Annotated in this window: 9 protein-coding genes and 1 tRNA gene; all 10 read right to left on the minus strand. The window is 56.4% G+C overall.

Translation table 11 applies throughout. The features are described from left to right. Positions 1–22: 22 nt before the first annotated feature. Positions 23–4,234 (minus strand): DNA-directed RNA polymerase subunit beta', encoded by a 4,212-nt coding sequence (rpoC, locus tag B6S09_RS16710; RefSeq protein ID WP_094279633.1) that lies wholly within the window; start codon positions 4,232–4,234, stop codon positions 23–25. Positions 4,235–4,318: 84 nt separating this feature from the next. Further along, entirely contained in the window at positions 4,319–8,347 is a 4,029-nt protein-coding gene (rpoB, locus tag B6S09_RS16715; protein WP_094279634.1) for a DNA-directed RNA polymerase subunit beta, read from the minus strand. A gap of 223 nt (positions 8,348–8,570) precedes the next feature. Continuing rightward, the gene (gene rplL, locus B6S09_RS16720; RefSeq protein ID WP_019934468.1) at positions 8,571–8,939 is read right to left on the minus strand and encodes a 50S ribosomal protein L7/L12; all 369 of its coding nucleotides are present in this window, start codon (positions 8,937–8,939) and stop codon (positions 8,571–8,573) included. A 54-nt stretch (positions 8,940–8,993) separates the two neighbouring features. Beyond that, entirely contained in the window at positions 8,994–9,497 is a 504-nt protein-coding gene (gene rplJ / locus B6S09_RS16725; RefSeq protein ID WP_094279635.1) for a 50S ribosomal protein L10, read from the minus strand. Positions 9,498–9,743: 246 nt separating this feature from the next. Then, positions 9,744–10,439 (minus strand): 50S ribosomal protein L1, encoded by a 696-nt coding sequence (rplA, locus tag B6S09_RS16730; RefSeq protein ID WP_094279636.1) that lies wholly within the window; start codon positions 10,437–10,439, stop codon positions 9,744–9,746. A 4-nt stretch (positions 10,440–10,443) separates the two neighbouring features. Beyond that, positions 10,444–10,872, minus strand: a complete 429-nt coding sequence (gene rplK / locus B6S09_RS16735; protein ID WP_094279637.1) for a 50S ribosomal protein L11 — start codon at positions 10,870–10,872, stop codon at positions 10,444–10,446. Between the two features lie 129 nt (positions 10,873–11,001). Then, entirely contained in the window at positions 11,002–11,544 is a 543-nt protein-coding gene (nusG, locus tag B6S09_RS16740; protein ID WP_094202073.1) for a transcription termination/antitermination protein NusG, read from the minus strand. Between the two features lie 9 nt (positions 11,545–11,553). Next, positions 11,554–11,925, minus strand: a complete 372-nt coding sequence (secE, locus tag B6S09_RS16745) for a preprotein translocase subunit SecE (protein ID WP_094279638.1) — start codon at positions 11,923–11,925, stop codon at positions 11,554–11,556. A 64-nt stretch (positions 11,926–11,989) separates the two neighbouring features. Then, positions 11,990–12,066 (minus strand) — tRNA-Trp (locus B6S09_RS16750). A gap of 52 nt (positions 12,067–12,118) precedes the next feature. Beyond that, a partial coding sequence (locus B6S09_RS16755) for an EF-Tu C-terminal domain-related protein (protein WP_500688935.1) occupies positions 12,119–12,369 on the minus strand: 251 nt, incomplete at its 5' end.

Raw genomic sequence — 12,369 nt, forward strand, 5'->3', positions numbered from 1 at the left:
TTATCAGCGAGTTGGTTACTGCTTATTCGTCGGCGCTGCCGGCGGCGTTCAGCAGGTCGGCCAGGTTCTGCTCTGCTTCGTCGGCAGAAATCTGAACCGGTTGCTCCGGCTGACGACGGGCATGACGGCCCTGATGGTAGGCAAAACCGGTACCGGCCGGTACCAGACGGCCCACGATCACGTTCTCCTTCAGACCGCGCAAGTCGTCGACCTTGCCGGCCACAGCCGCTTCGGTCAGCACTCGGGTGGTTTCCTGGAAAGACGCCGCCGAGATGAAGGATTCGGTGCTCAGAGAGGCTTTGGTGATACCCATCAGCACATGACGATAACCGATGGTACGTTTGCCGTCGGCTTCCAGCGCACGGTTGGCCTGACGGATACGCACCACTTCGGCCTGTTCGCCGGTGATAAAGTCGGAGTCACCAGAATCCATGATTTCGGCACGACGCAGCATCTGACGCACAATGGTTTCAATGTGCTTGTCGTTTATCTTAACGCCCTGCAGTCGGTAAACCTCCTGCACCTCGTTGACGATATAGTTCGCCACCGGGCTGATGCCGCGCAGACGCAGAATGTCGTGCGGAGACTCGGGACCATCAGCCAGAACCTCACCCTTCTCGACCTTCTCACCTTCAAACACGTTGAGGTGACGCCACTTCGGAATCATCTCTTCGTAGGCATCGCCACCTTCCAGCGGGGTAATGACCAGACGGCGTTTGCCTTTGGTCTCTTTACCGAAGGAAATGGTACCGGAGACCTCGGCCAGAATGGCCGGCTCTTTCGGCTGACGCGCTTCGAACAGATCGGCAACCCGCGGCAGACCACCGGTGATGTCCTTGGTACCGCCGGATTCCTGCGGAATACGCGCTACTGCATCACCCACGTTTACCTGCGCACCGTCTTCCAGGCTCACGATGGCGCGGCCAGGCAAGAAGTACAGAGCAGACAGGTCGGTATCGGGGATGAACACATCCTTACCGGCGTCGTCGACCAGTTTCACGGTCGGACGCAGCTCTTTACCGGAGCTCGGACGCTCGTTCACGTCCATCACCACGATGCTGGACAGACCGGTCAGTTCGTCGGTCTGACGGCTGATGGTCACACCATCGATCATGTCGATGAACTTAACCCGGCCCGCCACTTCAGTGATGATCGGATGCGTGTGCGGATCCCAGTTGGCAACAATCTGGCCGGCCTGCACCTGACCACCGTCGGCCTGTTCCAGCAGGGCACCGTAAGGCACCTTGTGGTTTTCCCGGGTCTGACCCATCTCATCGATAATGGTCAGTTCGGAAGAACGGGACACGATAACGGTCTTGCCGTCGGCGTTGGTAATGGTCTGAGCATTCTGCAGCTTAACGGTACCGCTGTGCTTGACCTGAATGCTGCTCTCGGCCGCTGCCCGCGATGCCGCACCACCAATGTGGAAGGTACGCATGGTGAGCTGAGTACCCGGCTCACCGATGGACTGAGCGGCGATAACACCGACCGCTTCACCCTGGTTAACCAGGTGGCCACGGGCCAGATCACGACCGTAACAGTGAGCACAAACGCCGTGGTCGTTATCACAGGTGATAACAGAGCGTACTTTCACGCGGTCAACGGAGCTGTCTTCCAGCAGGTCACACAGTTTTTCGTCGAGCAGGGTGTTACGAGGCACCAGCACTTCGCCATCGCTGGCCGGCTTGATCACGTCCTCGGCAACTACCCGACCCAGCACCCGCTCACGCAGGGGCTCTACCACGTCACCGCCTTCGATCAGCGGCATCATCCACAGACCTTCGTGGGTGCCACAGTCGTCAGTGGTGATCACCAGGTCCTGAGCCACGTCAACCAGACGACGGGTCAGGTAACCGGAGTTCGCGGTCTTCAGTGCGGTATCGGCCAGACCTTTACGGGCACCGTGAGTCGAGATGAAGTACTGCAGTACGTTCAGACCTTCACGGAAGTTCGCAATGATCGGCGTTTCGATGATGGAGCCATCCGGCTTGGCCATCAGACCACGCATACCGGCGAGCTGACGGATCTGAGCAGCACTACCCCGGGCGCCGGAGTCGGCCATCATGTAGATGCTGTTAAAGGAGTCCTGCTGCTCTTCTTCGCCGTCGCGATTAAGCACAGTGTCCTTCGACAGGTTTTCCATCATCGCCTTGGACACCCGCTCGTTGGCGCTGGCCCAGATATCGATAACCTTGTTATAACGTTCGCCCGCAGTTACCAGACCGGACTGGAACTGGTCCTGGATCTCGGTTACTTCGGCTTCGGCTTCCTCGATGATGTCTTTCTTGGCATCCGGAATCACCATGTCGTTGATGCCTACAGACACACCAGACAGGGTGGCATAGTGGAAACCGGTGTACATCAGCTGGTCAGCAAAGATAACGGAATCTTTCAGACCCAGCAGACGATAACAACCATTCAGCAGACGAGAGATCTGCTTCTTGCCCATGGCATGGTTGATCATCTCAAAGGGCATACCCTTGGGCACGATCAGGCTCAGGATGGCACGACCGATGGTGGTATCGCGAATGGCGGTTTTTTCCACCAGGGTACCGTCTTCCTGCTTCTCAAAGTCGGTGATACGAACCTTGATCCGGGCGTGCAGCTCGGCGTGACCGGCACGGTAAACCTTTTCGGCTTCCTTGGCGCTGGTCAGCAGCATGCCTTCACCCTTGGCATTGATACGATCACGGGTCATGTAATACAGACCCAGTACCACGTCCTGAGACGGTACGATGATCGGCTCGCCGTTGGCGGGAGACAGGATGTTGTTGGTGGACATCATCAGCGCACGCGCTTCGAGCTGGGCTTCCAGGGTCAGCGGTACGTGGACCGCCATCTGGTCACCATCGAAGTCGGCGTTATAGGCCGCACACACCAGGGGATGCAGCTGAATCGCTTTACCTTCAATCAGTACCGGTTCGAACGCCTGAATACCCAGACGGTGCAGGGTAGGCGCACGGTTCAGCAGTACCGGGTGCTCGCGGATCACTTCGTCCAGGATATCCCATACGATGGCTTCTTCACGTTCCACCATCTTCTTGGCTGCCTTGATGGTGGTAGCCAGGCCACGGGATTCCAGCTTGCCGTAGATGAAGGGCTTGAACAGCTCCAGTGCCATCTTCTTGGGCAGACCGCACTGATGCAGACGCAGGGTCGGGCCCACGGTGATAACGGAACGACCGGAGTAGTCGACCCGTTTACCCAGCAGGTTCTGACGGAAACGACCCTGTTTACCCTTGATCATGTCGGCCAGGGACTTCAGCGGGCGCTTGTTGGAGCCGGTGATAGCGCGGCCACGACGGCCGTTATCCAGCAGGGCGTCAACAGATTCCTGCAGCATCCGCTTTTCGTTGCGCACGATGATGTCGGGCGCGGCCAGATCCAGCAGACGCTTCAGACGGTTGTTCCGGTTGATCACCCGGCGGTACAGATCGTTCAGATCGGAGGTCGCGAAGCGGCCACCATCCAGCGGTACCAGCGGACGCAGATCCGGCGGCAGTACCGGCAGTACGGTCATCACCATCCACTCAGGCTTGTTGCCGGAGAAGTGGAAGGCTTCCATCAGCTTCAGACGCTTGGTGATCTTCTTGCGCTTGGTTTCAGAGTTGGTCGAATCCAGCTCTTCGCGCATGACATTGATCTCATTTTCCAGCTCAATGTCTTTCAGCAGTGACAGTACGGCTTCGGCACCCATTTTGGCGTCGAATTCGTCACCCCACTCCTCCAGCGAGTCCAGGTACTGTTCTTCAGACAGCATCTGACCACGCTCCAGGCTGGTCATGCCCGGCTCGATCACCACGTAGGATTCGAAGTACAGCACCCGCTCGATATCACGCAGGGTCATGTCCAGCAGCAGGCCGATACGGCTCGGCAGGGACTTCAGGAACCAGATGTGGGCGACCGGGCTGGCCAGCTCGATGTGCCCCATGCGCTCACGGCGCACCTTGGTCTGGGTAACTTCAACGCCGCACTTTTCACAGATCACGCCGCGGTGCTTGAGGCGCTTGTACTTGCCGCACAAACACTCATAGTCCTTGACCGGACCAAAGATCCGGGCGCAGAAAAGGCCGTCACGCTCCGGCTTGAAGGTACGGTAGTTGATGGTCTCGGGCTTTTTGACTTCGCCAAAGGACCAAGAGCGGATCATGTCGGGCGAAGCCAGACCGATTTTGATACCGTCAAACTCTTCAGTCTTACTCTGCGCTTTCAAAAACTTAAGCAAGTCTTTCACGTTAGTCTCCTGTGAGGAGTTCTACCTGGGCACCCCTTCCCCTGAAGGAAAGGGGTGCCGTTATTTCCGAGGCAGTCTGGTGCCTTAATTTTCTTCCAGCTCGATGTTGATACCCAGGGAGCGGATTTCCTTCAGCAATACGTTGAAGGACTCGGGCATGCCCGGCTCCATGCGGTGATCACCGTCCACGATGTTCTTGTACATCTTGGTCCGGCCGTTCACATCGTCCGACTTGACGGTCAGCATTTCCTGCAGGGTGTAGGCGGCACCGTATGCTTCCAGTGCCCATACTTCCATCTCCCCGAAACGCTGACCACCGAACTGGGCTTTACCGCCCAGCGGCTGCTGGGTAACCAGACTGTAGGAACCGGTAGAACGCGCATGCATCTTGTCGTCCACCAGGTGGTTCAGCTTCAGCATGTACATGTAACCCACGGTCACCGGACGCTCAAAGGCGTTACCGGTACGGCCGTCGAACAGGGTAATCTGACCGGATTCCGGCAGATCCGCCAGGGTCAGCAGACGCTTGATTTCGTGCTCACGGGCACCGTCAAACGCCGGCGTGGCGATCGGCATACCCTTGCGCAGGTTGTTGGCCAGTACGCGGACTTCGTCATCGGAGAAGGTGGACAGATCCACTTTTTGCCGTACGCCTTCACCCAGATTGTAGACTTCCTGGATAAATTCGCGCAGACGGGCCAGCTCCTGCTGCTCCTTGATCATGCGATCAATCTTCTCACCGATACCCTTGGCCGCCAGGCCCAGGTGGGTTTCAAGAATCTGACCGATGTTCATCCGCGAGGGTACACCCAGCGGGTTAAGCACGATGTCGACCGGACGACCTTGCTCGTCGTGAGGCATGTCTTCCACCGGAACAATGGTGGATACCACACCCTTGTTACCGTGACGACCCGCCATCTTGTCACCAGGCTGGATGCGACGCTTCACAGCCAGGTAAACCTTGACGATCTTCAGCACGCCAGGTGCCAGATCATCACCCTGGGTGATCTTGCGACGCTTGTTCTCAAACTTCTTGTCGAAGTCGGCTTTCAGCTCGATGTACTGCTCGGCGATCTGCTCCAGCTCAACCTGCTTGGCTTCGTCGTCCAGCGCCTGCTCCAGCAGCTTGTCGCGGGTCAGCTTGGCGACCTTGTCGGCGCTCATACCAGCAGCGGTGAGCACAGAGCGGGCACGGGCGAAGATACCCTCTTCGAGAATACTGAACTCTTCAGTCAGGTCTTTTTTGGCCTGCTTGAGCTGCATGTGCTCGATGTCCTGGGCACGCTTGTCCTTCTCGACGCCGTCACGGGTAAATACCTGAACGTCGATAACGGTACCGTACACGGAGTTCGGCACCCGCAGGGAAGAGTCCTTCACGTCAGACGCCTTCTCACCGAAGATGGCGCGCAGCAGCTTCTCTTCCGGCGTCAGCTGGGTTTCACCTTTCGGTGTTACCTTGCCCACCAGAATGTCGCCGGGTTTCACTTCGGCACCCACGTAGACGATACCGGACTCATCCAGCTTGGACAGTGCGGCTTCACCCACGTTGGGAATATCCGCGGTGATCTCTTCCGGACCCAGCTTGGTGTCACGGGAGATACAGGACAGTTCCTGAATGTGAATGGTGGTCAGGCGATCTTCCATCACCACCCGCTCGCTGAGCAGGATGGAGTCTTCGAAGTTGTAGCCGTTCCACGGCATAAAGGCCACACGCAGGTTCTGACCCAGCGCCAGTTCACCCAGATCGGTAGACGGGCCGTCGGCCAGTACGTCACCGCTGATCACGCGCTCACCGGGCATCACACAGGGACGCTGGTTGATACAGGTGTTCTGGTTGGAACGGGTGTATTTGGTCAGGTTGTAGATGTCGATACCGGCTTCGCCGGGCAGCATCTCTTCCTCATTGACCTTAACCACGATGCGGGAAGCATCGACGTAGTCAACCACACCACCACGCTTGGCCACGGCGGTAACACCGGAGTCCACCGCTACGGCACGCTCGATACCGGTACCTACCAGCGGCTTGTCCGCCTTCAGAGTCGGCACGGCCTGACGTTGCATGTTCGAGCCCATCAGTGCCCGGTTGGCGTCATCGTGTTCCAGGAACGGGATCAATGAGGCAGCCACAGAAACGATCTGCTGCGGGCTCACGTCCATGTACTGCACCTGGTCGGCGTTCATGTAGGTGGCTTCGCCCTTGTGACGGGACGGTACCAGCTCGTCGAGCAGACGACCTTCTTCATCGATGGCAGCATTGGCCTGGGCGATCACGAAGTGACCTTCCTCGATGGCAGACAGGTAATCCACTTCATCGGTAATCTGACCATCTACCACACGACGGTACGGAGTTTCGAGGAAACCATATTCGTTGGTGCGGGAGTAACAGGCCAGCGAGTTGATCAGACCGATGTTCGGACCTTCAGGAGTCTCGATGGGACACAGACGACCGTAGTGAGTCGGGTGTACGTCTCGCACCTCAAAGCCGGCACGTTCACGGGTCAGACCGCCCGGGCCCAGGGCCGAAATACGGCGCTTGTGAGTTACCTCAGACAGCGGGTTGTTCTGGTCCATGAACTGGGACAGCTGGCTGGAACCGAAGAATTCCTTTACCGCGGCGCTGATCGGCTTGGCATTGATCAGATCCTGCGGCATCAGGGTATCCAGATCACCCAGAGACAGACGTTCCTTCACCGCACGCTCGACACGAACCAGGCCCACACGGAACTGGTTTTCAGCCATTTCGCCCACGGAACGGATACGACGGTTACCCAGGTGGTCGATATCGTCCACTTCGTCCACACCGTTACGGATGGCGATCAGCTGCTTCATCACGTCGACAATGTCAGACTTGGTCAGGGTACCCGGACCATTCAGCTCTTCGCGCAACAGACGACGGTTGAACTTCATCCGACCTACGGTAGACAGGTCGTACCGGTCATCGGTAAAGAACAGGTTTTCAAACAGGGTTTCAGCCGCTTCACGGGTGGGCGGCTCGCCCGGACGCATCATACGATAGATTTCCACCAGCGCCTCAAGGCGGTTGGTAGCAGAATCAATGCGCAGGGTCTCGGACATATAAGCGCCGTGATCCAGTTCGTTGGTGAACAGGGTCTCGAACTGCTTGATACCGGTCACAGACAGGTTGGCCAGGCTTTCCAGGCTCAGCTCGCTGTTGGCGGCAACAATAATTTCGCCGGTATCGGCGTTGATGTAGTCCTTGGCGGCAACTTTACCGACGGCGTATTCCACCGGTACTTCAAGCTGCTCAACACCGGCCTTTTCCAGCTGACGAATATGGCGTGCGGTAATACGACGACCGGTTTCCACCAGTACTTCACCGTCAACCAGAATGTCAAAAGAAGCGGTATCGCCCCGCAGACGCTCGGGCTTGAGTTCCATCATCAGCTTGCCGTCAACCACTTCGAAACGGGTAGTTTCAAAGAAGGTGGACAGAATGTCTTCGGTAGTGAAGTCAAGGGCACGCAGAATAATGGACGCTGGCAATTTGCGGCGACGGTCGATCCGGACAAACAGGTTGTCTTTGGGATCGAATTCGAAATCGAGCCAGGAACCACGGTAAGGGATCACGCGTGCGTTATACAGGACCTTACCGGAGGAGTGGGTCTTGCCGCGATCGTGATCGAAAAACACACCCGGGCTGCGGTGCAGCTGGGAAACAATTACCCGCTCGGTACCGTTGATCACAAAGGTACCGTTCTCAGTCATGAGCGGGATTTCGCCCATGTAGACTTCTTGCTCTTTGATGTCCTTGACAGTGCCGGCGGCGGCTTCTCTGTCGTACAGGACCATACGCAACTTGACGCGCAGCGGCGCCGAGTAGGTCACGCCACGGATTTGACATTCCTGAACGTCAAATACGGGCTCACCCAGACGATAGCTGACATACTGCAGCTCGGCAGTGCCAGAATAGCTAGTGATAGGGAAAACGCTGCGGAAAGCCGCTTCCAGACCGTACTCGCCCTGAGGATCTGCTTCAATAAACTGTTTGAAGGAGTCAAGCTGGATTGACAGCAGGTAAGGCGTGTCCAAGACCTGGTCACGCTTACCGAAGTCCTTACGAATGCGTTTTTTCTCTGTATAAGAGTAAACCATAGGGTTCCTCAGCTCGCTGATAAGTGACCCACTCTGCCCAAATGGGACAGCTCTGATAACATCGTTTCTTGTTGGCCGAATGTCTCGACAACACTCGGTGGCTGGAACAACGAGAGACTAAAACGACGTGAAAATTCCTCTCATCCCACAGCGCAAAAGGGCCGGTGAATAAAGATTCACCAGCCCTAGCCCGATTTCTCAGGCCGCTAAGCTATAGTCTAGCTTATTTGAGCTCAACAGAAGCACCAGCTTCTTCGAGTTCTTTCTTCAGAGCTTCGGCTTCGCCTTTGCTCAGAGCTTCTTTGATAGCAGCCGGGGCAGATTCAACCAGACCCTTGGCTTCTTTCAGGCCCAGGCCGGTAGCGCCACGAACGGCTTTGATAACGGCAACCTTGTTGGCACCGGCACCGGTCAGGATTACGTCGAACTCGGTCTGCTCTTCGGCAGCAGCAGCACCGGCGTCACCAGCTACAGCAACAGCAGCAGCGGCAGAAACGCCGAACTTCTCTTCCATGGCTTCGATCAGTTCAACAACCTGCATTACAGACATTTCTGCAACGGCTTCGATGATTTGGTCTTTAGTGATAGACATGACTCAAATTCCTAATGTTCTGAAGTATACGGTAATCAAGCAGCCAAACACGCCTTAGGCGGCTTCGGCTTCTTTCTTGTCGCGCAGGGCAGCAAAGGTACGAACCAGCTTGCCAGCGGAGGCTTCTTTCATGGTCGCCATCAGCTTCGCAATTGCTTCGTCGTAAGTCGGCAGCTTGGCGAGGCGGTCAATGTCGGCCGCGGGGATAAATTCGCCCTCGAAAGCCAGACCTTTCACCTCAAACGCGCTCTGCTCTTTGGCAAAGTCCTTGAACAGACGAGCGGCAGCGCCCGGGTGTTCATTGGAAAACGCGATCAGGGTAGGACCAACGAATACGTCTTTCAGACATTCATAGTTGGTCTCTTCCACTGCCAGGCGAGCCAGAGTGTTACGGACTACCTTCAGGTAGATACCGTTTTCACGGGCTTGCTTGCGCAGGGTGGTCATGGCAGCCACAGTTACGCCGCGAGAATCGGCAACAACTGCAGACAGGGCGCCCTTGGCAGCTTCGTTGACTTCAGCAACAATTGCTTTTTTGTCGTCGAGTCTTAATGCCATTGGCTAAACTCCTGGATTCCACCTGGGAAATTCCCAGATTAAACACACGCCTCTGTATCAGAGGCACCAAGGTGGCGAATTCCAGAAGAAAGGAAAAATTTTCTGCTTTCTAACTGGGTCCCGGCACCATCTACGCTGGAAAATTAAGCCTTGCGGCTCCAGCGGTCTTGGACGGGAGTCGAAGCCCCCAACCAAATAACAAGGCGCAAGATTCTACGAAAAACCCCGCGCCTTGTAAACGCTTAATTAAGCGTCAAGACCGGACTGATCAACAGCCAGACCCGCACCCATGGTAGTGGACAGGCTAACTTTCTTGATGTACTGGCCTTTGGAAGACGCAGGCTTGGCGCGCTTCAGAGCGACCAGCAGGGCTTCCAGGTTACCTTTCAGCTTGTCAGCGTCAAAGTCGGCTTTGCCGATGGTGGTGTGGATGATACCGTTCTTGTCGTTACGGTAGCGCACCTGACCAGCCTTGGCATTCTGCACGGCTTCGGCAACGTTCGGGGTCACGGTGCCAACCTTAGGGTTCGGCATCAGACCACGGGGGCCCAGGATCTGGCCCAGCATACCCACAACGCGCATGGCGTCGGGAGAGGCGATAACTACGTCGAAGTTCAGCTCGCCGGCTTTAACTTGCTCGGCCAGGTCTTCCATACCCACCAGGTCAGCACCGGCAGCCTTGGCGGCTTCGGCGTTGGCACCCTGAGTGAACACGGCAACGCGTACGTCACGACCGGTGCCGTGCGGCAGCACAGTGGCGCCACGAACGTTCTGGTCGGATTTACGAGCGTCGATGCCCAGGTTAACGGCTACGTCGATGCTTTCAACGAACTTGGCAGTGGCCAGTTCTTTCAGCAGAGCGATGGCTTCGTTGATTTCGTACTCGCGAGTGGCATCTACACGCTCACGGATGGTACGCATACGCTTGGTCAGTTTAGCCATTGTCTCAGCTCTCCACTACCAGGCCCATGGAACGGGCAGAACCTTCGAGGCAACGCACGCGGGCGTCAACGTCAGCACCGGTCATGTCCGGAGCTTTGATGCCGGCAATTTCTTCCAGCTGGGCGCGGGTAACAGTACCAACTTTGGTCTTGTTAGGCTCGCCGGAACCAGACTTAACGCCGGCCGCTTTTTTCAGCAGGAAGGCTGCGGGCGGAGTCTTGGTTTCGAAGGTGAAGGAGCGATCGCTGTATACGGTGATAACAACAGGAATCGGAGAGCCTTTTTCCAGGCTGTCTGTACGGGCGTTGAACGCCTTACAGAATTCCATGATGTTAACGCCGTGCTGACCCAGGGCAGGACCTACGGGCGGGCTCGGGTTAGCTGCACCAGCTGCAACCTGCAGCTTGATGTACGCTTGTACTTTTTTAGCCATTGATAATTACCTCAAAAATGGGTGTTAACGCCTCGGAGCAGTACTCCTCTAACGGCTCCCCAACAATAGAAGGGCGGCAAATTGTAGTGCAATTTGCCGCCCTTCTCAAGAGCTTCGCTCGAATTATGCTCAGGTTTTTTCTACCTGGCCGAACTCCAGATCTACCGGTGTAGAACGACCGAAGATCAGCACGGACACCTTCAGGCGGCTTTTTTCGTAATCCACTTCTTCCACCACGCCGTTGAAGTCGGCAAAGGGGCCATCGGATACGCGAACCACTTCGCCCGGCTCGAACAGGGTCTTCGGTTTCGGCTTGTCCACGGCGTCCTGCAGACGGTTCAGGATAGCATCGGCTTCCTTGTCGGAAATCGGTGCCGGACGCTCGGGAGTACCGCCGATAAAGCCCATAACGCGGGGAATGCTACGCACCAGGTGCCAGGTGCCGTCATTCATCTGCATCTGTACCAGCACATAGCCGGGGAAAAATTTGCGCTCACTCTTGCGCTTTTGGCCGGCGCGCATTTCCACCACTTCTTCGGTGGGTACCAGGACCTCACCGAACTGATCTTCCATGCCGTGCATTTTGATATGTTCACGCAGCGACTTGGCTACGCGGCCTTCATATCCGGAAAACGCCTGGACCACATACCAACGCATTCTTTGTTCTGACATGGTGAATCCTTATACTCCGGTAACCAGGTTGACCAGCCAAACCAGCAGGCCATCCAGCAAAAACAGAAACAGGCCAACCAGGGCGGTCACGGCCAGTACAATAAGCGTGGTCTGAATGCTCTCCTGACGGGTGGGCCAGACCACCTTGCGCATTTCCAGACGCGACTCACGGGCAAAGGCAAAGCTGCTCTGGCCCTTTTTGGTCTGGTATGCCAACAAACCGGCAATACCGGCAGCCACTACCACGCCGGCAGCACGAATGTATACGGCCTGATCACTGTAGTAATAATTGCCGACTACGGCTGCGATAAGAATAATGAAAACCAGACCCCATAGCAGGGTATCTTTTGCCCCACCCTGGCTCTCGGTATTTGCACTCATAAGCTACCTGTCTAATATTCCGAGTCTGTTACAGACGCAAAAACCCCGCCGACGGCGAGGTAAGTGGCAGGGGCGGAGGGACTCGAACCCCCAGCCGTCGGTTTTGGAGACCGCCGTTCTACCAATTGGAACTACGCCCCTAATACAACAAAGCCCCTATTATAGGGGCTTTGTGACGCGATTGTAAGCGCTATTACTCGATGATTTTGGCTACAACGCCAGCACCAACGGTACGGCCACCTTCACGAATCGCGAAGCGCAGGCCTTCTTCCATCGCGATGGGTGCGATCAGGTTCACATCCATCTTGATGTTGTCACCAGGCATTACCATCTCAACGCCTTCCGGCAGTTCGATGGTACCGGTCACGTCAGTAGTACGGAAGTAGAACTGAGGACGGTAGCCTTTGAAGAACGGAGTGTGACGGCCGCCTTCGTCTTTGGACA

Origin of the sequence: Oceanimonas baumannii (assembly GCF_002245495.1) — a bacterium.
GTDB classification, from domain to species: domain Bacteria; phylum Pseudomonadota; class Gammaproteobacteria; order Enterobacterales; family Aeromonadaceae; genus Oceanimonas; species Oceanimonas baumannii.